Consider the following 23,436-nt stretch of genomic DNA (forward strand, 5'->3'; position numbering starts at 1 on the left):
CCTACCCGTTAACTTTTGTTTTCTTCTCTATTTCGTCCTTGATGTCTTTAGGCATAATCATATTAACATTTTTTCTCTTAGCTTTGCCTTTTTCGTCAAAACTAAGTGCAAACTCATAAAAACCTTTTTCGTTCTCGAATTTACCGTAAATATCTACTTTGTCCTTAAATTGTTGAAAGAACTTTATTTCTAAGGTCTTTTCATCAACTTCCCCTACTATCTCTCTTAATGTTTTAAGAGTGAGCTCGCGTAAGGTAATATCATCCATTAATCATCCCTCAAAAGCCCTTTCAACAAGATAAATATTCCATTCATATCATGTTCTCTAGCTTCATATATATTATTAACCCCCTCTAAAGCTCTGGTAGTTGATGGACCTATACTAACTACTTTAGTACACTCTCTCAGAGAGTCCTTAACTAATGTGGCTATTAGAGAACTAGTAATTATTACATAGTTAAAAGTACAATCAGATAGAAGTTGTTTGGTCTTCCTTAAGTTCTCCTCATTTATTAAAAGGTCGTAATCAACTATTTGGGTTATCTGTGGGTACTTTTCCTTGTCCCTCTTATACCCGACACTACTTCTTACTAAGATTGTTTTATCTCTTGAATTTCTTAACATCTTCTGGACCATCGAGTCAACGGTGAAAGTTTCAGGAACTATCACTTGCTTAACGTTGAATATATCTTTTAACGCATTTGCCGTAGAGGGTCCTACTGCATAAACTTCATTAACTTTTTCGAAAACCTCGGCGTAATTAAAACATTTAACCGCGTTTACGCTTGTAAATCCTATCGTTTTCGGCATGAAAGGCAGCGTGTGGGGTATACAAACCGGTTTTAATACCGGTATATTAACTATCTCTATCTCGGGATCTTGGGGTACTTCACTGCCCTCAGGTCTTAATAACAATACCTTCATCCTTAATCTCCTTCAACAGTCGTTTACCTAGCTCCTCTCCTACCTCTTCCGGTTTTCCTCGGAAAATACCCTCAACTGTAATTTTCTTTCTTCCGTCAATGAACGTCATTATTCCTCGGTATTCACCCTCATCTAATTCCTCAAACAATACACCTAAGGGGGAATGACATCCTCCTCCAATAATATTTAGAGCCGTTCTCTCGGCTATTGCTTCGTGGTAGGTCTTTTCGTCATTTAGTTTTCTGAAAAGGTCTTTTAAGGGGGAGTTAGACTTTCCCACGATGGCTATTATTCCTTGGTTAGCTTCAGGAGTTAGGAGTGTAGGATCGAATTTAGAATAGTTTATTCCTTGATATTGGTGGTCATAAGTAGCGAGCCTCGTTATTGAGGCTTCAGCTACAATTATTGCATCGTATTCACCCTGAAATAACTTTCTTAATCTGGTGTCGATGTTCCCTCTAAGGTCTCTCACCAACAGATCCTTACGATAAAATACTATCGAATTTTTCCTTCTCATACTACTAGTTCCTATAACTTTACCGCTTTCCAACTCAAAGAGACCTCTGCATGACAGTGAAATTAGAACGTCAAAGGGCGGGTCTCTCTTTAGGACTGCATAGAGCTCTAAACCGGGCGGAGTCTCGCTTAACATATCTTTCATGCTGTGGACTGCAATATCAGCCTCCCCGTTGATGACAGCCTGATTCACTTCTTTCTCGAAAACCCCTTTTCCAAGCTGTGATAAGGGCGAAGCTTGAAATAGGTCAGCCTTTGTTTTAACCTCGACGAATGAGGTCTCTATTCCTAATTTATTTAATTTCTCTTCCACCATTCTTACTTGTATTCTGCTGAGCTTACTCCCTCTTGCAGCTATTCTTATTTTTTTCATAGTTCATTTATCACCTTTCTTGTTACTTCTATTGTGGTATTGACTACTGAGGGGTTGTGGGCACCAGAAGAGAATATTACTTCAAATTGACTAGGTGGAATGAAGACTCCTCCTTCTAACATTCTCTGATGCATCTTAAAATATGTGTTCTTGTCAGCTTGTTTTGCTTCGGTAGCATTAGTTACTTTCTTCACGCCAAAGAAAACTTGGAACATGCTTTCAATTCTGTTAAGGGTAAAGGTAAAGCCCTTCCTCTCTAGAAGTGTAGAGAGTTCTTCACTGAAAGCTTTAGTGGCCTCTCTAGCAGTATCATAAACTTTCTCCCTTTCTAATACTTCTATTGTCGCTAAACCGGCTGTCATGCTCAATGGGTTTGCGTTAAACGTCCCTGCGTTAAAAACCTTACCTGAAGGCGTTAGCAAATCAATTATTTCAGCTCTTCCAGCTACAGCTCCGATAGGTAGACCTCCTCCTATAATTTTTCCTAAAGTTGTCAAATCTGGGTTTATGCCGAAATAACCTTGAGCTCCGCTAAGTCCCAATCTGAACCCCGTAATGACCTCGTCGAATATTAAAAGCGAGTTATAAGACTTGGTCAGTTCCCTCAACCCCTTTAAAAAGTCCTTCTCCGGTAAGATCAACCCCATATTACCCATTACCGGCTCTACTATTACCCCTGCTACGTCTTCTTTTTTCAGCGTTTTTTCAACGCAGGAAAGGTCATTGTACTCGCATATCTCGACTGTATTTCTTATCGACAAAGGTATTCCGTTAGAAGTAGAGACGTTGAATTCAGTAGCTGCACTACCTGCCTCTACAAGACCGTAATCATGAGCCCCATGATAATTGCCGTTAAATTTGAGTATTTTCTCTTTTCCAGTATATCCTCTTGATAACCTCAATGCTAACATCGTAGCCTCAGTTCCACTGTTAACGAACCGAACCTTCTGTGCAGAAGGTAAATGGCTGATTATCTTTTCCGCAAGCTTTATCTCAACCGGACTAGGAGTACCGTAGAGCCAGCCTTTCTGAACTTGTTCTATAATCTTCTTTTCGACATAGGGGTGACGATGCCCTAAAAATAGTGGACCATATCCTAAAACGTAATCTATTAGCCTTTTTCCATCTACTGTATATAAGAAAGCGCCTTCACTCCTATCTACGTAAAACGGATAAGGCTTAACTGCAGCTCTTACTGGGCTGTTAACTCCCCCGGCAAAAAGCTTCAGGGCTTCCTTCCATAAGTTCTCGCTCAAAACGGAACACCCTCCTTGATCCATTCTGCAATCTTCGGAGCATAATACGTCAGTATTATATCAGCTCCAGCTCTCCTGATCGCTGTAGTTATTTCTAATACAGCTGTTTTTTCGTCGATCCACCCGTTTAGCGCGGCGGCTTTTATCATGCTGTATTCACCGCTGACGTGATAAGCGGCTAAGGGGTATTCAGGGAAGTTTTCCTTCACGATTCTTATTACATCGAGATATGTATGTGCCGGCTTTACCATCAATATGTCCGCTCCTTCCTCTACATCTAGATGAGCTTCCTTAATTGCCTCGTATGAGTTCCTAGGATCCATTTGATATCCTCTTCTATCTCCGAAAGCAGGTTTAGAGTAAGCAGCATCTCTAAAAGGTGAATAGAAAGTCGAGGCATATTTTACACTGTAAGACATTATACTAACGTCTTTGAACCCGTTTTCGTCAAGCGTCCTCCTTATAGCTCCTACTACTCCATCCATCATTGATGACGGAGCTATTATATCCGCCCCAGCTTCGGCTTGACTTAAGGCGATTTTAGCATGAACCTCCAAGCTTTCATCGTTATCAACCAACACTTTACTGTTTTTATTAACTACTATCCCGCAGTGACCATGACTGGTGTACTCGTCAGTACATTCATCAGCTATTAAGAGAATCTTATCTCCAAAAGTTTGTCTAAGAAGTCTTAAGCTCCTTTGAATTATCCCGTCCTTAGCATATGCTGAAGAGGCAAAGTCGTCTTTATATGAAGGAATACCAAACAGTATAAAGCTCTTTATTCCGAGACTGAAGGACTGTTCTACAAATTTGATTAGGTGATCGTTAGGCGGGTACCTGAATACGTCGGGCATACTGTCAATTTTTTCTGGCTCGTTTATGTTCTCCTTCACAAAAATAGGTAAGACTAGTTGGGAAACGTTAAGAGTTGTTTGGGCTACCAGCTCTCTTATTACTTTATTAGTTCTTAGTCTTCTCGGTCTTAGAGTCGGAAACGTTACCATTTCCTAAAACCTCTATTAGATAATTAAGGTAATCCATCCTATTAGGAGTTTTTCTAATATCCTCTAAAACCGGCGAGAGCACTTTCTTTAGCAAAGATGAACTCATCTTATCAAGTATCTCTGATATTTCATCCATTTCTGGGTGCTCCTTCTTAGCTAATACGTTCATTGCCTCCTTGATCTCTTCTCTCCTTATCTCCTCTATCTTACTCATAAATATTGAAATCAGTCTGTTGAGGTTATACGTCTCAATCTCTCTGTTGAACTTATCCAATTCCGCCTCAATTATCTTCTTAGCCTTTTCTATCTCTCCCATTTTCCTCTCCATTATTTGGGCTGAAAGAGACTTGAGGGTTTCTAAGGTCACTACATTATCACCTTCAACGATAGCTGGCAGTGATAAGTCAACTACGAGCTTTGGTCCATTTAGCTTGACCTTCTGTGGGTAGTAGATAGCCACGAATACGACGTCAAATTTACTTACATCGTCAAAGTTAAGTTCCATAGCTTTATATCCAAATTTACTTGCAACGTCATAGGCTCTGCTCAGAGTTCTGTTAAAGATCGTTACATCCGTTATACCGGAATCCCTAAGCATATGGGCTAGTTTACTTCCTATTTCCCCAGCTCCTACAATTGCAACCTTTAAGTTTTTGATATGTTTAAATTGTCTTATTACATAATCAACTGCGAGCGAATAGACACCGGTCTTACCTTTCGATATATTAGTCTCACTTCTAACCCTCCTACCGATCTTTACTGCTGAAGTAAATAATAGATCTAAAGCGTCGTCTATTAGCTTTAATTTTTTGCATTTCTCAGAAGTTTCTTTTATTTGTCCAAGAATTTCATATTCTCCAACTGCGAGTGAATCTATCCCTGAGGCGACCTCAAAGAGGTGCTTTGCCACCGCTCTACCTTGTAGGATTGTAGCATCTTTGGTTATCTTCTCCTTATGGAAAGAGTCCAGTCTTTCTAGAAAGTTTTTAAGATCTTCTGAGTTGTGTAAATAGAGATAAGCCTCGACTCTATTGCACGTTTGGAGGACACAAATCTCAATGTCGTCTGAAGTTTTTAACGCCTTAAGTTCCTCGTCTCTAATATAGTGCTCGTATAATTTATCGAGACCTACCGTTTTATAAGTGTATATTAGTGCGTAATAATTATCTAATTTAATCTGTCTTATAGCCATTGATTATCTCCTCCGCCCTCTTAATTGAGTGTTCTATGTCGTTTTTACTCACATAATCCCTAAACTTAGGATCATTGAAAATTAAGGAGTACAACGAGAATCTTCTTCTTGGGTCTTCTACTTCCGACTTCATCTTATCCTTAACTAGCCCCATGACTTCTACCAACTTTTTCACTTCGTCGTTGAGAACTCTTTCCTTAATCAGCTGTAGGATAAACTTTGAGGAAAGACTAGACTTACCGAAAGTAGTAACGGCTACGCCTATCGAGTCCTCAATAGAGTAAATGGGTACTATGAAATTGGATTCCTCAGGGTTGGTCGGATCGTTACATAGTTTTCCCAAGATTTTAGCAACTTTACATATCGAAGAATTAAGAGTCCTATCTGAGGTAGCCGTTACTATTATGTGGTATTGTGAAAGGAAGTTATCGTCGATTAGTGATTTTGCATCACCCTTAATTAATTTGATTTTCTTCTCTTCGTAAGCTCTTTGAAGATCTGTCGAAAAATCTAAACTCACTACCGTAACGTCACTCATTAGCTCCGCGAATTTTAAAGCCCTTTTAGTTCCTACCGTGCCCCCACCTATCACTAGAACTTTTAACCCTCTAAGATCAAGAAAAATAGGTAGATAAGTGTAATTTCGCGCGTTCACTATTGTTATTATAAATTCGCTTAATTTAAATTCTACTCCGTTTATTTAAATCAAATTATATTCAGATTTTGTTTTTATAATTAACTGTTAGGAGATTTTAATTAGAGAACATCTAGAACTAAACTTTAAAATTAGATGTCTCTTTTTCGCCACCTAAAAAGAATAAGCGAGTGTATGAAAATGAGACAAAAAGCACGTTAACAACACTTTGTTTCAAACAAGTTAACTTTAAAAATGACATCCTTTTCATTATATCAATACATCACTCACCACCCCTCCGAACTTTTTCACCGCCCCACCTTTATTCCCTTTAAAGATTTTTTGTTAACAGCCTAATTGTAGATATTACACTTTCTACTTTATTTACTTTACTCTCACTAGTAGTGAAATATATTTAATTAAAGGGTAACAAAGCTTAGCTTGTTTCAAATATTGTTTTATTATAAACGTTGGGTATTTAGATACTTTTTAACGGAAAATCCTAGTTATACTAAAGTATTACGGTTTTACGATAAATGATAAATAAAAATTTTCATATTTCTATGCAGTTCTATTATCTAGTGAATACGTTTAATTATAACCAACTTAGAAATTTTATATATGGATTGTATTACACTGGTTAACGTTTATAAGAGATTTGGTTCAATAGAAGCCCTTCGAGATCTCTCATTTTCTATTCCTTGCGGCGGTAGATATGCCCTTCTGGGTCCTAATGGTGCAGGTAAGTCCACTACCATGAAGATTTTAGCTGGAATGTTAAAGCCTGATCAAGGTGACGTTTTCATTAAAGGTCTGAAGCCGGGGGATAAACAAGTGAAGAGGATTATGGGATATCTGCCAGAAGACCCGATGCCATATAGAATACTCACAGTAAGGGAGAATTTAGAGTATATAGCTGCGCTGAGAGGTATACCTAACCCTAAAGAGAAGGCTAGGGAGATGATGGAGAAATTAGATTTGGTTCAATATGAAAATATACAAGCCGGTAAGCTCTCAAGGGGTAATCAGCAGAAACTCGCAATAGCGTTAGTACTTCTTCATAATCCTGAAATAGTCTTATTGGATGAGCCCCTTAACTATCTGGATATACCTACTCAGGAAAAAGTAATAGGTATGTTGAGGCAAATGAACGCTACGTTTTTAGTTTCTACTCATATTATGTCAATAGCTACCAGGTTAACTGATCACGTTATTGTGATATCTAGAGGCTCTGTAATATGGAGTGGTTCAATAGTAGATTTGAAGTCTATGGGAAGAGAGGACGAACCGATAGAAAGTGTGGTGGCAAGGTTGATGAGCAGTGTGGGGTAAACTCATAAAATTTGTTATTTTTTCCCGGATTCCTAAAAGATCTTTCATCCTCTACGTTTTTATCTCAGCAATTTTAGTAGCAATGACCTTACCGAGCTATGATTTTGAGCCACCTCATGTAATAACAGAGTTTTCGTTGTTCTCGATATTTTATTCCTCGATCTTAGTAACCACCTCAATATTTAACACTAGGTTCGGCATGGTATCTAAATCTGACAGTGATTTCCTAGCAATGCTTCCCATAGACGATAGAATGCTAGTCACTTCAGTTATTATTGGTTCCATAGTAGTTAATTTGGCTCTCTCAATCCTTTTTGTATCGTGGTTCGTACTATCTATAGGCTTATATGGTATCTTTATTCCATTTCTTCTGAGTTTGATCTCAGCTTCACTTCCCGCCATAACTTATTCACTCAGTATAAAGAGGAAAGTGCTCGTAGCTTTAGGAATTGCTGGTTGGTTCTTGTTAGCAGGTGTAGGATTTCCTTTTAGTCCTATGTCTATGTTCGTCGGATATGATACGATAGGGTTTTCGTTACTGATAACGTTGTCCTTAAGTTCATTCTTTCTAGCCATCAAGAGATTTTCCTTCACTAATTATTCTAATATCATTATAAAGTCTGAAAAAGGTGAGGTTAAGGAACAGATAAACTTTACTAAAGTAAGGTATCCTCTCTTGGTTATGTTAGTTAAAAACTTAAACGTATTGGAAGTAGGTGGGCGAGTTAATTTCATGGGTACTATAACATACGTCACTAAGAGAGTTAAGTTATGGCAAATTTTGTTAATTACCTCATTAATGGGTGCTATGATATATTTTGCTTATATTCTAAAAATAATTGGAATCTTCAATCTTAACTTTTACGTCATTATCATAACGTGGTTCTTAACTGTCTCATTATCAAGTTCTGCACTAATTAGCGAACCGATATGGTTAGACATGAACGTCATGACTCCCTTGGAGTTCTTCAGGAATTATCTCATAAGTAAGGCTATAGCCCTAGCCGTAGTCCTTTTACCAATAGGTCTTTTTGAAGTATTGAGCAGTCAGGTTGTTCTCGGCTTAACCGTTATGGTAGATTTACCTTTAAGTTCGATTTTCGTTATGTCCCTAAACTCGAGGTTCTACCGTGCGTCATTCCAAAATATTCAGACAATAACTGCGGGCAGGTTCTTGGTTTCATTCTTATCTATTATCCCTTTCGTCGTCCTAGAGGTTATAGCGCTCTTACCCTACCTTTCCGTATTTATTATTGGCACAGTCGTTCTATTAGTTCTCGACCTTCCGTTCTTCTTATCGAGCTCATACTGGCAGAGTACCGTAGAGAAAATAATGACTTCAGTAACTTAGTTATAATTTCTCTTAGGTCTATAAATATCTCTTTACTCGAAATAGAGAATTTACTAATACTTAAAATTAGTAAAATTATTAGCGTTAAGCTAAATATTCATCTAATTTCGTAAAAGTTTAAAGGGGTAAGAGCTGATTATATCGCGTATTGATAGTTAGCAATTTACTGATAATATTTCCAATACTGATTTTATCTGCAGAACTCATTGCTAGAGGTGCAGAGAAACTTGAAGAATTCATGGGACAAGGTATGGCCGGCGGAATAGTAATGGGTCTACTTACAGCACTACCCGAAACTATCTTTGTAATTATTGCTTCCATAAGGGGTGAACCCTATATAGCTTTAGGCTCTGCGATAGGCGGAAATGTCATGCTATTTACATTTGGAGTAGGCTTACTCGGGATTTACAATTTCTTGAGGTGGAAGAAAAATCTCGTAATCGCTGAGGACTATTCGGTGGAGCATAGATTTCTGATCGCTTCAACCATGTTACTGCTAATTGTTTTGATATACGGTTCTCTAGACATTTATACGTCAATCCCCCTCCTCAGTTTGTACGGATACTACACTTATTATAGAGTGAAGAAATTCGTAAAAGAGGACAGAGAGGAAGCAGAGACGGAGGAAATAATAAAGGCTGCTCTGTACTTAGTTATGGGTGCATTTCTGCTCATCCTTTTTTCAGGACCTTTCATTGGTGATGTGGCTGAACTTTCTAGCTATTTCCATATACCCTCAATCTGGTTAGCATTAATATTGACCCCGTTAGCAGGTGAATTAGAAGAAACGATAACCGCAATACGACTTACGACCACATCTGAACGCGGAGGGTCTTTAGCGATATTCGACTTCGTAGGTAGCAAGATACAGAACGCCACCGTGCTCTTAGCGATAGTAGGCTTGTTTAACGACGTTAGACTTCAACCTGGGATGAGTGAAATAGTTGCGACATTGATAGCTAATACTTTTGCGATCTTCATACTTATGGACAAGAACTTAGGGTTAAAGGAGTCAATAATGCTCTTGTTTGTATATTTCTTAGTAGCGTATTTTACACTAGTCTTTTAAATCTGGCTTTTCTTACTCACTTATGCTAAGAGGTTCAATAACGACCGTGCTGGCTTCAAATGAGGAGTTGATAAAACAGACTGCAGAAAAGCTGGGCAAGAAAACGGAGAACAACATTTACTACAAAAAGATAGGCGAGCTTATCAGGTCAGTTTTAACTCCTACTAAGCTACTAGACCAAGCTGAAGCTCTCTCAATATCGTCGTCCTTTTATCTGGTCATGAATCAACTTACCGCGATAGAGGGCGAACTCGCGTTATTAGCTGAAGCTTCGGGGTTAAAAGGAGTTGTTATTCCGCCTCCTGATAAAGAGACCTTCAGCAAGGTCTTTAAAGAGCTCTCAATTAGTAACATGATCTCAGAGTTCGTGGAACTAGACGAGCCGGTGAGCGATCTTGGTTACGTATATATCGATAGGGCTTTCAATGTAAAAGGTGTAGGAGTAGTAGTTCTGGGTTTTGCACTGACTGAAGTAAAGGCTCACGATAAGCTCGTTGCATTACCGATGAAAAAAGAAGTGGAAGTAAAAAGCATACAAGTACTTGACGAAGACCAGCAAGCTGTTCAACCTGGGACTAGGATAGGTTTTGCATTACGTAATGTGAAGCTCGAAGAAATAGAAGGTGTAACTGCTCTAATTAAACCTGGCATTAACCTTACTAACGTAATCAGGGATGTAAATAAGTTCAAATGGGCTTCAGAAGCTAGTAACGTTCACGTAGTTGCTGGCGGTTTTAAAGTATTGGGAAGTATCAATGGAAATGAAATAAAACTAAACGGAGAGATTCCAACAACCATCAAGAGGGCAATAATTTTGAATATGAACGCTAAACCTAAGACCCCAAGAGTCTACGGGTATGCACTGATGTAAAGGCTCACCACTAGAGCCACCGCCAATAATGTTAATAATCCAGTATAAATCCACATAGGAGTTAATTTAACCTCAAACTTGTTTTCTTTTATCCGCTTCTCGTCCTGCAAATACTCGTAGAAACCGTAAAGGAGCGTAGCTATTCCCATGATTATCATTATAACACCTCCGAGAAGGGAAGATGACGTCAGAGGTTCGTGGGCTAAAACGTGTAGAAAAATTTGAAACTTGGCTATAACGAATCCGAATCCCATTAAAGCTATGGATGTTCTCACCCAAGCTAAGAATGTCCTCTTAGCGGCTAGATGATCTCTCGCACTAATTTCGACACACCTATAAGCTTATTAATTGCGGGGACTACTTAGCGTTTATGTTCAGTGAAGAAGTAGATAAAGCTTTGAAAGAAATGGGCTTCAGCGAACTTACTGAAGTCCAAAGAAAGACAATCCCGCTGATGTTGAGCGGGAAAAACGTAATAGTAAGGGCTAAAACCGGTAGCGGAAAGACAGCTGCCTTCGGAATTCCCATTGTAGAGCTTGGGTATAAATCACTTGTGATTACCCCTACCAGGGAACTCACCAGGCAGGTTTCATCTCACATTAAATCTATCGGTAAATACAAGGGGATAAAAGTGGCTGAAATATACGGAGGTATGCCTTACAACAGACAACTTAGAGAGTTAGAAGGTGCCGACGTTGTAATTGCCACCCCGGGAAGATTATTAGACCTATGGGGAAAAGGAGAAATAAATCTAGAGGAGTTTGAGGTAGTCGTAGTAGACGAGGCAGATTTGATGTTGGACATGGGTTTTATAGAGGACGTTGAGATGATTTTATCGCATACGACCAGTAGGAAGATAACGGGACTCTTTTCAGCTACTATACCCAAAGAGATAGAAGCCTTAGCATCTAAGTTCGTGGACAACCCCGAAAGGGTTTATGTGTGTGAGGGACTAGCTAACGTTGAACACAAATTTCTTGAAGTAGAAGATGATTGGAGGTCAAAAGTTAGGAGTTTAAGGGAGGAAGAAGACAGCGGAATTATCGTATTTATGAGGACTAGAAGTAGGGTAGCTAAATTAGTGCACTTACTAGATAACGCTGTAGAACTCAGGGGTGATTTACCTCAAAGGGTGAGAAACGAAAACATAGATGCGTTTAGAAGAGGGGAATATGATATCCTCGTAACAACGGATGTTGCGTCCAGAGGTATTGACATACCGTTAGTCCACAAGGTTATCAACTTTGACGCTCCTCAGGACTTGAAGACGTATATACACAGAATTGGTAGGACTGGAAGAATGGGGAAAAAGGGGGTTGCGATAACTTTCTTAACTCCAAGAGATTTTTGGTTAGAAAGAGAAGTAAAGAAGTTATTAGCAAAGGAGACTAAAGTAGGAGTTTAAAAACAATAGAAAAAGCCTTTATTTTAAGTCCTTGAAAGCGCAAAGTAAAGTAAAGAAAAAAAGATGTTTCTTAAACCCGAATTCAAATTCCTGCTTCCGCCTCGTTCACTTTCTCCAAGCTTTGTCCTATAGTGTTTGGTAAAACGAATATTAGCACTATTCCCATTACGACCATCGGTACTTGGAACAGTACCCAAGTCCCAAGAGATCCTAAAGTCGGTATAAAGTCTAAGATAATTGCAGTAGAGATAGCAGCTCCTAGATGTGCAAATCCGTCCGAAAATGCGAAGGATGTAGCTCTTGCATAAGTAGGGACATTTTCAGTACCGTTAAGGTAGTTCATTTGATTACTCCAACCTACTCCTATGAAGTTCGTTAAGAACATTGCCACAAAAGCTAGAGTAGTATTGTTTTGAAGCACGAAATACACTGACAACAAAACTCCTAGTAACATACCAACAGCATAAGCTATAGTAGTCAGAATTGACCTCCTAATTCTCTCGACTATGAACCTAAGGGCTATCGCTCCCAGAAAAGTTCCTATACCAGCAGTTCCGAACAACACAGTGTATTCGTTAATTAAGGCTTTGTCGTTACCATAAACACTATTAACCCAAAGCAGGAATTCGGTCAAGTACGGGTACTCGCCGAAGTAGAAGAAGAAAATAGATAACATGACGGAGATTATCCTTATAGCATATTTCTTGTTGAGGAACACTGTAAGAGGATTCTTCTCTTCTACTTTGTACTGCAGAGGGTTATAAGGCGGGAGTTCAGCTACTTTAGCCTTTACCTTTGCTTCTTCCTCCATCTTTCTAACTAACGCTTCAGCTTAGTCTATTTTTCCTTTCAAGGCTAGCATTCTAACTGTCTCGTCTGCGTGAGACCTTATAACGAGTACTATAAAAGCTAAAGTAGCACCTATTAGGAATATTACTCTCCAACCTATTGCTGGGTTTAGAATGTCTATTATAGATGCTAAGAAGGGACCCAGTCCTAGCCCTGCCCATCCGGCGATGTATACCAAGTTGAAGTATTGACCCCTCTTAACAGCAGGTACCATTTCTACCAGATAAGTAGGTACGAGAATTAAGTCTCCACCTATACCCATTCCAGTAATGAACCTAAAAACAAGAAACATAGGATAGTTTACTGATAGAGCGTTACCAAGACTACCAATTGCAGTTAAAAGTGCCGTAAACATTAGCATCGGTTTCCTTCCTACCTTGTCAGCCAGATATCCCAAGATTAAGGCACCTGGTATATAACCGAATAATCCCATTGACACTACGGTAGTTGCCTCTGTCGTCGTTAACCCAGTATAAGGAAGTGATGTACCGGAGAATGCTACACCAATATCAATGACGTCATAAAGTGCGATGAAATAACCGAAGGCTAAAGCAAGAATAACTGAGATGGGTAAGACCATTGTAGGGAGTCTGTCTATTCTAGCTGTCAATTCCGCTACTTTTGAGTATACATCGGGACTTTTTTTAGTTGGACTTCCTTGAGGATTTGTCATTGCAAATGAAATTTTATCAGTTGTTAGTATTTAAGTTTTTTATACAAATCAAAAATAGTAAGTCCAGTTTTAGCAAATAAGGTATTTATAACCAAAAAGAAGTAGCAAGAACGGGAAAGGGCACTCTACTAATATTAAGAAAAGGCAAAAGTATCACTACCTCTTAAAATGCTAAAAAATCGTTATAAGGACAATTTCTGAGGCTTAAACAGAGAGCTCCCGGTTAATTATGAGAGACACTTCTTAATTCTCTCTTCACTTATATTACCTTGTCTAAGAGCTAATTCGAATTTGATTAGATCCGATGCGGAAATTTGAAGGTTATTATCAACCGTGCTTTCCAAGTCCTTTGTGATAACTCCTTTCAATTCATCATAATTAGCGTTGGGGGTTTTAGGGGGATGTCCCCCACAGACGATTATGAGATAGTCGGTTGGGTTTGGCTAACGAATTACGGTGAGTTAAAGTCGAACGACGTGAACGTAAAACTCAGTGATGATAAGAAGTATTTCATTTATAATAATAAGAAATATTTGCCGGGCGTCTACTACCTGGTTCGAAAAAACGGTCTTGAGGGTTTAGTCAGCTAAAAATTCCTCAAGTCTATTTGAATTTTTCGCACAAATGAGTAATCTTTATCGTCTCCTTCCAACTCCACACTGGTCGTTCTATTAGAATGAGTATTTAAACCCGCGTTACTTAACATTCTTAAAGTGCCTAGTTTCTACGTTAATTCTAAATTCTATGTGAAAGATATTAAAGGAAAGTATTATGTTTACTCCATAGAGAAGGATGAAGGCGGTAAGCAGGGGCATCATTACATAGCACCTTTAGATAAGATAATTGAGACATACGTTAGCATTGGGGGTGGGATCCCCCCTACACAACGCCGCGGCCGGGATTTGAACCCGGGTCAGGGGCTCGACAGGCCCCCATCCTAGACCGCTAGACTACCGCGGCATGCTTCATTTCTTATTCATATTTTGTTCGTATTTAAAATTTACTTGGTAAAGGTCGAACTATCATAAGGCGTTACGTTCTTAACCGGTAAGCGAAAGGGTGTCTCGTAAGTAATAAGAGGTTACGACGAAGATTCGTTTGAAACTTGACCTCCAGTAACTTCTACTCTAGTGATGAGTAACGTGCTCTAATACGTAAATTTTATAAACGTAAACTTTTAATCCAGTCTCAGCCGCGATTCACGTTGAATAAATTACTCTTAATGTACTTAATACCTTACGTCATAATAGGCACATTTCTTTATTCCTTCACTAAGGAAGGGTTGGAATATTCTTCTCCCCCCGTGTTCATGGAAATGAGGTACCTAATATCTGGGATTATACTGTTCTCTATAACACGCAAAGTGTTGATCAATAAGGACATACTTCTACTCAGCTTATTCACGACCACTAGCACAGCCTTGTGGAGTTACGGGTTACTATACGTCCCCCCTTCGGAGTCTGCAGTACTCAGCTATACAATGCCTTTGTTTGCTATTCCTATATCCTATTTCATTTTGAACGAAAGACCTTCAATTAATGAGGTAACCGGAATTATTATAGGCTTTTTCGGGCTCATGGTATACGCCAGTTCTCTGGACGTTTCATTGATAGGAGCAGTCCTGACGATTACTAACGCTATATTTTGGGCGATGTTTACGGTTTATTACAGAAAGTTGAGGGGCTTGAACCCGTTAATGGTTAACGCATCCCAATTTCTCTTGGGTTCTTTATTCTTTCTAATCATAATACCTTTTGACTATAAGTTCGACCCTTCGCCGTCGTATTTAGTCTCGTTCTCTTACAGTACTTTTTTAGGTGGACTGTTAATGTTCTTGCTATGGAATATGATGCTTAAGGTGGAAAAGGTTAGTAAGATAGTAGTCTTAATATTTTCGATACCTATATTCAGCACGTTAGTTGACTATATTAGGGGTGTAATTGAGGTCAACTTTCTGGTGATTCTAGGGATAGGGATCATGTTTAGTGGTTTGGTGATCTCGCAACTTGGTAGTAACGAGAGGAAAGGGATTCGTATAGGCGGGAATAGACTGAGGAGATAAGTACTAGAAGTTTTTTAGTCTTGAAAAGGAACATTTCTGGAGATGTGCGAATTGGTCTTTACTGATAAATGATGAATGCACGTCAAGGCGAAGCAGTAAATAAATCTCAATGACAAATATAAAAGTTATCTTTAGAGTTTATAAACAGCATATTTAAGACGTGAAATAAAGATATTTTTGCTGACCCGTGAGGTGGGGTATGGCGTCACCCCGTGGGTGAATGCCCCGAACCGCCTCTTTTAATGGAGGCTGATGACGCCTACTTCTCTAAAAGGTGGGAAGTATGGCGTCAGATGTGGCATTAGTAATAGAAACTATAATCCAGGTATTTACAGTAATTTTAATTTCTCCTTTATATCAAGGAATTTATGAAAAATTTAAGGCTTTTGTAGAAGGAAGACTAGGTCCTAGTTTCCTTCAACCTTATTATGACATATTTAAACTTATAAAAAAAGAGGTAGTAGTAACTGAGAATTCTTCATTTTTATTCATTTACTCACCTTATGTAATTTTTGGAATCTATTTACTAATTTCATTTGTAATCCCCGTAGTATATCCAAGTCCAATTTATCTTACTCCTACTGTGGATTTCTTAGGAGGTGCTTTATTATTTTCCTTGGCCTCTTTCCTAAAACTAATAGGCTCCGTTGAAAGCGGAAGTAATTTTGTTGCATTAGGAGTAAGTCGTGTTCTATCTTTTACCTTTCTATCAGAAGCTACACTTATAACGGTATTTTTTGGAGTAGCTTTGATAACGGGTACAAATAACCCATACATTACATTAAAATACGTCTCACAAGATATATCACATTATCTTCAATTGGATCACCTCTTTATAACAATATCATTTTTTATGTTATGGTTATTTGAAACTGGGAAATTACCCGTAGAAAGTTCGGGATTAAGTGAATTGGGCATGATAGATGACGCTTTTCTTTATGAATATAGTGGTAAGCTTTTAGGTATATTAAAGTGGAGTTCATATATTAAACAGTATCTATTAGGTTCCGTACTTCTTAATGTATTCCTTTTTCCCTGGCTATTGCAAACTGGTCCTTTAGGAGCTTTACTTGATATCTTTATAATGTTCTTAAAGTGGATTTTTCTAATTTCAATATCTGTAATAATAAATACTACATTAGCTAAATTGAGGCTCTTCAAAGTGCAGGACTTCTTGGCAGTGTCTTTTCTTCTTTCCATTCTTTCTATAATTATAGTAATTTTAACAGGGTGATGAAGTGTGATTAACACGCAGTTGTTAGAGTTAATATCTACATCAATTATAATATCTGCATTATACATTCAAGGTCAGGCGTATTTTAAGCCTATTATTTACGTTCAGGCAATACAGTCTGCGTTAATATCTATCCTAACGTTTTATTTAGGTTTCGCGTTAAAGCTAATTGACTATATAATTCTAGGTATTACAATAATCATTCTGAGATCATTCCTCATTACGTTTTTCTTGATCAGAGGTTTGAAAGCTAAACCTGGAATTAGAGAAAACACTCGGGGAGTAGCGTCGGAATTAGTTGTAAACCTAGCGTTCTTCTTCCTTGCAGTGTTTATAATTTATTACTTTGTTTTAGGAAATATAGGCATAACAACTGAAGCGGGAACAAACACGTTAATAATCTTTTCTTTCATACTGTTTTTCCAAGGTCTTTTCTTGATCGCTTCAAGAAGAAGTACGATAGCGCAAATTATCGGATTCATTGAAGAAGAGAACTCGATCGTACTGTTTGGTATTTTAATTATACCTATACCGTTTTTAATAGAGGTAAGCATTTTCTTGGACGTCTTAGGTCTAGTCATAATAACCTCTTTGTTAACCTTAGAAAAGTTAGAGCATATTAAATTGGAAGAGTTGAGAGGGTGAGGAAAATGTTCCTAGAGCTCCTCTTATTGTCAAGCCCAATTATTGCGAACATCGGTTTCTTTAATACTAGGTTACTTAAGACACTCTCTCTGGCATCCTCGTCCTTAGATCTCATAATATCGCTGCTGCTCTACTTTAAAATCCCCGTTGAAAGCACCTTTTTCATAGATAAGGTAACAATATATTTCTTATTCATTGTGTGCTCAATATATTTGTTATCTGTGTTGTATTCACTCAAATATATAGAAGTCAAGGAAAGTAGAGGTATCGTAAGCGAAAAATTGTATTATATCCTATTGAATTTCTTTGTAGCTTCAATGATATTTTCCACAATAATAAACAATTACGGTCTTATGTGGGTAGGAGTTGAGCTTACTACTGTTACCTCGGTACTTTTGATAACTACTGAGTATTCAGATATATCGTTAGAAGCAGCATGGAGATATATAATTATAGTATCTGCTGGGGTTACTATAGCATTATTCTCAGTAATATTGATTTATTATGAATATCACACACTAACAGTCACTTCAATTCTTAGCTCACAACCTAAAGACAATTTGATAATAAAGCTAGCAGTAGCATTTGCCCTAATCGGGTTCGGCACAAAGGTGGGGGTTTTCCCAATGTATACATGGCTCCCAGACGCGCATAGTGAATCACCTTCGCCGATAAGCGCCCTATTTTCGGCTTCACTCTTGCCAGTCGCAATGTATGTGTTATATAGAATTTACCAGATCTATCCTCTTACTAATCTATATGTACTGCTTCCTACTTTGTCAATTATTACAGCGTCTATAATATTGTTCAAACAATGGCATATAAAAAGAATGTTCGCGTATTCTACTATAGAAAATATGAACTTAGCACTGATAGGGTTAGTAACAGGCCAAGTATTCGGGGCTATAATACTCCTATTAGCACATGCATTTGGTAAAGCGGCTGCTTTTTACTCCTCTGGCGTAATAATTAAAACGTTTAATGAAAAGAAAATAGACGAGATAAATGGATTATATAAAATGAAAATAACTTCTAGCTCACTGCTTTTATCGTCAATGGCTGTTACTGGGGCACCTCCATTTGGGACATTTATAGGAGAGTTTTTAATACTGAAAACCCTATTTCAATCCGGATACATAATAGAATTTTCATTTATTTTAATATTCTTAGCATTAATTTTCATTTCTATAAATTATAACGTAAGCAGGATGATTTTCTCTAAACCAAAATATAATAGATCACTCAAGGAACCACAATTAATGTCGCTTGTCTCCCTCATTTCATCAATTATTTCATTAGGAATAGGAATAATTTTAATTATATTGGGTGTTATAGAATGAAATATTATAAATGGTCTGATAAGGGAGAGGGAAGAAAAATAGGGAAAATAGGAAATTATTGCCTTTATGATAAAGTCATTACGGAAGAGACTTGTGAAGAGATAAACATAAGCCCAGATGTTAAAAATTATGGGACATTCAAATTCGTATATGGTCCTTCAGCTGGAGGGTTATTAGAATCGATTAAATTTGATATAACTACAGATGGCGAAAGAATACTAAATATAAACAGCATCCCCTATAAAATTAGGAAAATAAAAGTTACTGGATTATCGTGGGAAGATGCACTACTTAAAATAGAGAGAATAAACGCTCCATTTAGCGTCTCACACACAATAGCGTTCTTGCTTGCCTTAGAAGACGCAATGGATATAGAGCAAGATTATCAAACCCAATTGAAAAGAATAGCTTTACTTGAACTAGAGAGAATAAGAAACCATTTATTTGTCATTGCTAGACTAACAGAAACTGCGTCCTTGAATGTTCCCACATTTCACTTACTTTATTTAATAGAGGAAACTAATAGATTAATAGGAAAGCTATGTGGGCATAGATATTTCTTTGGAGCTAACTATATTAATAAAGTAAATTGTAATTTTGAAAAATTATTTAAGATATTAGACATAGTTAAGGAGTTTAGATTAATATTTGAAGGACTCCTGGAAAGTAGAATATTTATCGATAGATTGCAACAAAATGGTATATTAAGAGATAGGGATAGCATAGGTCCAGCAGCTAGGGCTGCGGGATTAGGATATGACGCAAGGTTAGAGTTAAATATACTTCCATATAAAGAAATTGGGTTTAAAATAGTTAGAGCAGAAGATGCAGATGCCTTTGGAAGATTTCTAGTTAGAGGTTATGAAATTATAGAGTCTTCAAAAATGTTAATGGAACTAACTGATATTATAAAAGACAATACTAGTACAAAAGAATATAAAGCAATAAACGATGAAGAAGAGGGATTAGCCAGAGTTGAAAGCCCTTCAGGTGATTTAGCATATTACGTAAAAATTAAGGAGGGAAGAGTAACATCTGCCCAGCTTCTATCACCATCCTATGTTAACCTTAAATCTTTTATGAAAAGTGTAAAAGGGACGATTTTTACAGATTTTCAATTTAATTGGGAAAGTTTTGGAATTTGGATAAGTGAAATAGGGGTGAATTTAGAATGAAAAACTGGTGGTTTTTACGGGGAGTAAGAAAAGGGATTCTTACAGAAAAGACTCCTAAGGATATTGCTGAATGGAGCACTAAAATAGAAGGGAAAGGAGTAGCTAATTGCCCAACCAAAGCAATAGAAAATGGAAAATGGATAGCTGAACGGTGCATATTCTGCAGGAGATGTTATCCTAATTATAAACCAAACTTAAATTATGAAATCTCAATTATAAAAGGTACACAAAAACTATTCAAGAAATCATTTTTTATTTATCCCATTGACGCTGGTTCTTGTGGAGGATGTAATATGGAACTAAAATTAATTTCGTCACCGCAATATGATATGACTAGATTTAGAATATTCTTTACTAATACACCGAGACATGCAGACGCTATTATAGCAATGGGCACTCTAACAGAGAAAATGAAAGAAGTAATAAAAGAAGCATATAACGCTATGCCAGAACCAAAGCTAGTAGTGTTATTAGGAACGTGTGCCATATCTGGAGGAATTCTAGGAGAAGCTATACCATTAGAAGCACAAGTCTTAATTCCAGGTTGTCCGCCTAATCCTTACACAATACTAGATGCCTTAATAAAGGTGAAAGGTGGGAAAAAATGAACATAATATATTTAATAGCCCCATTTTTGATATCTCCTGTAATATCAATTTTAAATAGAAAGTTAGGTTATCTATCAATAATATTGGCTTCCCTATATCTTCTGATATTTTCTTTGTACAAATACCCTTATGAGTTAAATACACTATTTATTACTATATCAACAACAGTCTGGATTTTAATATCTATATTTTCTATAAAATATGACAATTATGGAAGTTGGCTATCTCCCTTATATGGTGTAACAATTTTAGGAATTGTGATAATATTAGAATCTAGTAACTATATTGAATTTTTATCAGGATGGGAGATAATGTCAATTCCAGCTTATGTTGCAATTGGACTCACAAGAAAGGAATTTAGACCAGCATATATATTCATGGCTTTTGGAGAGCTGAGTACAGCTTTACTGCTTGCTTCTTTTATAATAGCTTCAGCCGATACTAATACTATATCGTTTACTCAGCTAATATCCCCATTACCGTTAATTTTAGCCACATTTGGATTCTTAACAAAAATGGGAATAACACCATTTATGGTATCAGAGTGGTTGCCGATAGCTCATGGCACGGCACCCTCCAACCTCTCTTCAGTATTAAGCTCTACCATGACGTTAATGGGAATATATGGTATTCTGAAAATGTCCGATTTAACTCAAAACATACCTATAGCGTTTTCATTACTTGTATCTATTATAGGTGCATTCAGCGTATTCTTTGGGTCATTATACGCTTATGTAAATGAGAACACAAAGGGGATATTAGCATTTAGTACAATAGAAAATAATGGTGCAATGTTAGTTTCAATAGGTCTCTTTATGTTTGCAAAACAACTAGGAATTACTTCTACAGAGAATATAGCATTTTATACTATTATAATATACTCATTTGCACATTCGATAGCCAAAGGTGGATTATTCATGAGTACTGGAGTAGAGGAAGCACAAGCCATATCATTCTCTAAAAAAGTAAGAGATAAGTATTATGTTTTAGGATTAGTTCTCTTAACATCCTCAATGTCTGGTCTTTTACCGAATTTAGGAGGAATAGCAGCGTGGTTAACCCTAGAAAACTTATTCATAATTTCATATATATTACATAGTTTAATTTCTGTTATATTTATTGTTATCGGGTCTATAATGGCAATGGGAGACGGTTTTGCCACAGCTTTATTAGTCAGATATATTACATACTTATCACTCTTTAGAGTTGATCGTAAGAAAATAGATAAATTGCTAGTAATACCAGTATTAATTTCTGGAACGTTAGTATTGGTTTTTGGCAATATTTTGCCCTATCTACTATATCCCTATAAAACTTCATTACCTCAATTAGGAATTCTAGGTAATTTGCTTATTGTAAATGAATACAGTAACAAAATCTTTGGTGCAATATCCCCCTTATACATTACCCTTCTTATAAGTATGTTTTCTTTAGTAACTTATCTAGTTTTTGGAAAGCCTAAAATAAGAAGAGTTAAGATTTGGAATAATGGTGTTAACGATCAAGAGGAATATACTGCATTCGCCATGTCCAATAATATAAGGCTTATGTTAAGGAAGATTCTAAAACCAGAGGAAAGCGGATATCTCCCTAGTTATGGGATTGACATATTCTGGGAATATATTTATAAATTTTCCAGAGAAGCTAGAAACTTTGGAGAAAAATTTGGACGTGCTTTAATAAATAGTTCAATCTCATGGTATATTGTATATATTATAATTGTATTAATAATAATTTCATTAATAATTGCAATATGATATGGGGTAAGACTATTCCATGTTCAAAAGAAGAAGAAATAAAGAAACAAATAGAAGAAACGAAAAAGAAAATAGAAGAACTGAGAAGGAAAATAGAAGAAACGAAAGAAGATTTGAAAAAGATTTACGAACTCCAACAGATAGCCATAACGTGTACGAAGAAGAATGCACAGAATTACTGAAAGAACTGCTGGAATTGTCATCTAAAGAAGCCTCATTAATATTTGAGTTATCTCAATTACTAGAAGAGGCTAAAATAGAGACAATAAGACTGTCTGGACTAATAGCATCATGCAAATTAGAGGATAAAGAATTAGCGAGCGAATTATATAAAGAATTTGAGAAAATGTTTTCTAAATATGTAAAGAAGGGAGAGTAAAAATGACATGTGAGGGTATATATACTATTACTATCATTTTATGAAGGATTAAAACAAAATGGTTGTCCAATCTGTAGATTACTTGATAATTTCGGAGTGTGGACAACAATTTCATTCATTTGAAATATTTACATTTATTATCACCCCCTTATCTAACAAGTACGTTGGGGTGTAAAGGATGTTATATATTATGAAGAATGTTGATAACCACCTAGTTATTGTGATTGTCAGTATTCCAAGGGAAGTGGAAGTCCATTGATGCAAGTGTCTTAAGCTTCTGAACCCTTGTTCTGCGTAATCCCTCTCGTTGAACGTTACCTTCTCGTGTTCTACGTTTAACCATGTGAAGGCGTTGTATGCTGTTGCCCCATCGTGCAAGTAAATTACCTTATCAATCCTTCTCCTAAATACCCTCATTGCTATTTCCTCAGCCCTACTCATGTTCACAAGAACTACCAAGACATGTACCCCGCTCCTAACACTATTATGAAGAAGGGTATTCCCTTAGTTTTTACATCCCTAACGATCCACACGTAGTAATACCTCCCCCTCACAAGCCTCACCTTAGTCTCATCAATAGCGTAAACACCACTCAATGGTACAGCATACCTCACGTAACTCAACCTCCTATGATAATAAAGCAGAGTGGAATGGGGTAAAACTGCCCTCCAAGAGGATAATCTGGAATAACGGAAAGTGTGAGAAAAGATTCAGTTCGTTAATATTCGTTCCGGGGTTAACGGTTTTACTGCTCGGAATTATAATGCCTCATCTTATTTACCCT

The 23,436-nt window shown here is 37.1% G+C and carries 24 protein-coding genes, 1 tRNA gene, 2 pseudogenes and 1 riboswitch; of the genes and pseudogenes, 15 read left to right on the top strand and 12 right to left on the bottom strand.

Annotation, left to right across the window (positions count from 1 at the left end; genetic code table 11):
• Nucleotide 1: 1 nt before the first annotated feature.
• From WIW89_RS12030 to WIW89_RS12060, 7 genes are read right to left on the bottom strand one after another with little or no spacing between them, the layout of a single operon-like run.
• Nucleotides 2–268, bottom strand: a complete 267-nt coding sequence (locus tag WIW89_RS12030) for a hypothetical protein (RefSeq protein ID WP_337720951.1) — start codon at nt 266–268, stop codon at nt 2–4.
• The gene (locus WIW89_RS12035; protein WP_337720952.1) at nt 268–924 is read right to left on the bottom strand and encodes a uroporphyrinogen-III synthase; all 657 of its coding nucleotides are present in this window, start codon (nt 922–924) and stop codon (nt 268–270) included. The genes WIW89_RS12030 and WIW89_RS12035 overlap by 1 nt, the downstream gene beginning before the upstream one ends.
• Nucleotides 899–1,813, bottom strand: a complete 915-nt coding sequence (gene hemC / locus WIW89_RS12040; RefSeq protein ID WP_337720953.1) for a hydroxymethylbilane synthase — start codon at nt 1,811–1,813, stop codon at nt 899–901. Before hemC ends, WIW89_RS12035 begins: the two co-directional genes overlap by 26 nt.
• Nucleotides 1,810–3,093, bottom strand: a complete 1,284-nt coding sequence (hemL, locus tag WIW89_RS12045; RefSeq protein WP_337710119.1) for a glutamate-1-semialdehyde 2,1-aminomutase — start codon at nt 3,091–3,093, stop codon at nt 1,810–1,812. Before hemL ends, hemC begins: the two co-directional genes overlap by 4 nt.
• The gene (gene hemB / locus WIW89_RS12050; protein ID WP_337699822.1) at nt 3,066–4,076 is read right to left on the bottom strand and encodes a porphobilinogen synthase; all 1,011 of its coding nucleotides are present in this window, start codon (nt 4,074–4,076) and stop codon (nt 3,066–3,068) included. The genes hemL and hemB overlap by 28 nt, the downstream gene beginning before the upstream one ends.
• Nucleotides 4,033–5,268 (bottom strand): glutamyl-tRNA reductase, encoded by a 1,236-nt coding sequence (locus WIW89_RS12055; protein ID WP_337720954.1) that lies wholly within the window; start codon nt 5,266–5,268, stop codon nt 4,033–4,035. Before WIW89_RS12055 ends, hemB begins: the two co-directional genes overlap by 44 nt.
• Nucleotides 5,249–5,923, bottom strand: coding sequence for a precorrin-2 dehydrogenase/sirohydrochlorin ferrochelatase family protein (locus WIW89_RS12060; RefSeq protein WP_337720955.1), 675 nt, complete (start codon nt 5,921–5,923; stop codon nt 5,249–5,251). The genes WIW89_RS12055 and WIW89_RS12060 overlap by 20 nt, the downstream gene beginning before the upstream one ends.
• Nucleotides 5,924–6,523: 600 nt before the next feature.
• Between WIW89_RS12060 and WIW89_RS12065 the strand changes: the two genes are divergently transcribed.
• The 4 genes from WIW89_RS12065 to WIW89_RS12080 all read left to right on the top strand — a co-directional run bounded on the left by WIW89_RS12065 (nt 6,524) and on the right by WIW89_RS12080 (nt 10,525).
• Entirely contained in the window at nt 6,524–7,234 is a 711-nt protein-coding gene (locus tag WIW89_RS12065) for an ABC transporter ATP-binding protein (RefSeq protein WP_337720956.1), read from the top strand.
• The gene (locus WIW89_RS12070) at nt 7,224–8,585 is read left to right on the top strand and encodes a hypothetical protein (RefSeq protein WP_337720957.1); all 1,362 of its coding nucleotides are present in this window, start codon (nt 7,224–7,226) and stop codon (nt 8,583–8,585) included. Before WIW89_RS12065 ends, WIW89_RS12070 begins: the two co-directional genes overlap by 11 nt.
• 148 nt (nt 8,586–8,733) lie before the next feature.
• A complete protein-coding gene (locus tag WIW89_RS12075; RefSeq protein WP_337720958.1) occupies nt 8,734–9,654 on the top strand; it encodes a sodium:calcium antiporter in 921 nt (306 codons plus the stop codon).
• Nucleotides 9,655–9,676: 22 nt separating this feature from the next.
• Nucleotides 9,677–10,525 carry a translation elongation factor gene (locus WIW89_RS12080; RefSeq protein ID WP_337720959.1) on the top strand — a complete coding sequence of 283 codons (849 nt, stop codon included), beginning with the start codon at nt 9,677–9,679 and terminating at the stop codon, nt 10,523–10,525.
• On the opposite strand, the gene WIW89_RS12085 is transcribed toward WIW89_RS12080, so the two are convergent.
• The gene (locus WIW89_RS12085) at nt 10,504–10,800 is read right to left on the bottom strand and encodes a YidH family protein (protein WP_443296619.1); all 297 of its coding nucleotides are present in this window, start codon (nt 10,798–10,800) and stop codon (nt 10,504–10,506) included. The two genes, WIW89_RS12080 and WIW89_RS12085, sit on opposite strands and share 22 nt — an antisense overlap.
• A 95-nt stretch (nt 10,801–10,895) precedes the next feature.
• On the opposite strand from WIW89_RS12085, the gene WIW89_RS12090 reads away from it, so the two are divergent.
• The gene (locus WIW89_RS12090; RefSeq protein WP_337720960.1) at nt 10,896–11,930 is read left to right on the top strand and encodes a DEAD/DEAH box helicase; all 1,035 of its coding nucleotides are present in this window, start codon (nt 10,896–10,898) and stop codon (nt 11,928–11,930) included.
• Between the two features lie 82 nt (nt 11,931–12,012).
• Here the strand turns inward: WIW89_RS12090 and WIW89_RS12095 are convergent, their stop codons facing one another.
• Both WIW89_RS12095 and WIW89_RS12100 read right to left on the bottom strand, forming a co-directional pair.
• On the bottom strand, nt 12,013–12,741 hold the full coding sequence (locus tag WIW89_RS12095; protein ID WP_337720961.1) for an MFS transporter: 729 nt from the start codon (nt 12,739–12,741) through the stop codon (nt 12,013–12,015).
• Nucleotides 12,742–12,762: 21 nt separating this feature from the next.
• Nucleotides 12,763–13,452, bottom strand: coding sequence for an MFS transporter (locus tag WIW89_RS12100; RefSeq protein ID WP_337720962.1), 690 nt, complete (start codon nt 13,450–13,452; stop codon nt 12,763–12,765).
• A 401-nt stretch (nt 13,453–13,853) separates the two neighbouring features.
• Between WIW89_RS12100 and WIW89_RS12105 the strand changes: the two genes are divergently transcribed.
• The gene (locus WIW89_RS12105; protein ID WP_337699839.1) at nt 13,854–14,042 is read left to right on the top strand and encodes a hypothetical protein; all 189 of its coding nucleotides are present in this window, start codon (nt 13,854–13,856) and stop codon (nt 14,040–14,042) included.
• Nucleotides 14,043–14,198: 156 nt separating this feature from the next.
• Nucleotides 14,199–14,306 (top strand): annotated as a pseudogene (locus WIW89_RS12110) (putative integrase); the annotation flags it as partial.
• Nucleotides 14,307–14,339: 33 nt separating this feature from the next.
• On the opposite strand, the gene WIW89_RS12115 reads toward WIW89_RS12110, so the two are convergent.
• Nucleotides 14,340–14,412 (bottom strand) — tRNA-Asp (locus WIW89_RS12115).
• 244 nt (nt 14,413–14,656) lie between these two features.
• On the opposite strand from WIW89_RS12115, the gene WIW89_RS12120 reads away from it, so the two are divergent.
• The 8 genes from WIW89_RS12120 (at nt 14,657) to WIW89_RS12155 (ending at nt 22,652) form a co-directional block, all read left to right on the top strand.
• Nucleotides 14,657–15,514, top strand: a complete 858-nt coding sequence (locus WIW89_RS12120) for a DMT family transporter (protein ID WP_337720964.1) — start codon at nt 14,657–14,659, stop codon at nt 15,512–15,514.
• Between the two features lie 186 nt (nt 15,515–15,700).
• Nucleotides 15,701–15,783, top strand: a riboswitch (Fluoride riboswitch).
• A 14-nt stretch (nt 15,784–15,797) separates the two neighbouring features.
• Nucleotides 15,798–16,748: a respiratory chain complex I subunit 1 family protein gene (locus tag WIW89_RS12125; RefSeq protein WP_337720965.1), complete on the top strand. Its 951-nt coding sequence runs from the start codon at nt 15,798–15,800 to the stop codon at nt 16,746–16,748.
• Nucleotides 16,749–16,754: 6 nt separating this feature from the next.
• Complete coding sequence (locus tag WIW89_RS12130; protein ID WP_337720966.1) at nt 16,755–17,393, top strand: hydrogenase; 639 nt, start codon at nt 16,755–16,757, stop codon at nt 17,391–17,393.
• Nucleotides 17,394–17,398: 5 nt separating this feature from the next.
• On the top strand, nt 17,399–18,733 hold the full coding sequence (locus WIW89_RS12135) for a proton-conducting transporter transmembrane domain-containing protein (RefSeq protein WP_337720967.1): 1,335 nt from the start codon (nt 17,399–17,401) through the stop codon (nt 18,731–18,733).
• A complete protein-coding gene (locus WIW89_RS12140) occupies nt 18,730–19,908 on the top strand; it encodes a formate hydrogenlyase (protein ID WP_337720968.1) in 1,179 nt (392 codons plus the stop codon). Before WIW89_RS12135 ends, WIW89_RS12140 begins: the two co-directional genes overlap by 4 nt.
• Nucleotides 19,905–20,516, top strand: a complete 612-nt coding sequence (locus WIW89_RS12145) for an NADH-quinone oxidoreductase subunit B family protein (RefSeq protein ID WP_337699851.1) — start codon at nt 19,905–19,907, stop codon at nt 20,514–20,516. The genes WIW89_RS12140 and WIW89_RS12145 overlap by 4 nt, the downstream gene beginning before the upstream one ends.
• Complete coding sequence (locus WIW89_RS12150; protein ID WP_337720969.1) at nt 20,513–22,273, top strand: proton-conducting transporter transmembrane domain-containing protein; 1,761 nt, start codon at nt 20,513–20,515, stop codon at nt 22,271–22,273. Before WIW89_RS12145 ends, WIW89_RS12150 begins: the two co-directional genes overlap by 4 nt.
• Before the next feature lie 19 nt (nt 22,274–22,292).
• A complete protein-coding gene (locus WIW89_RS12155) occupies nt 22,293–22,652 on the top strand; it encodes a hypothetical protein (protein ID WP_337707995.1) in 360 nt (119 codons plus the stop codon).
• Between the two features lie 111 nt (nt 22,653–22,763).
• On the opposite strand, the pseudogene WIW89_RS12160 reads toward WIW89_RS12155, so the two are convergent.
• Nucleotides 22,764–23,338, bottom strand: a pseudogene (locus WIW89_RS12160) (IS6 family transposase); the annotation flags it as partial.
• Nucleotides 23,339–23,436: the final 98 nt, after the last annotated feature.

The sequence above is a fragment of the Stygiolobus sp. CP850M genome (genome assembly GCF_037389425.1).
In the GTDB taxonomy this organism is placed as follows: Archaea; Thermoproteota; Thermoprotei_A; order Sulfolobales; family Sulfolobaceae; genus Stygiolobus.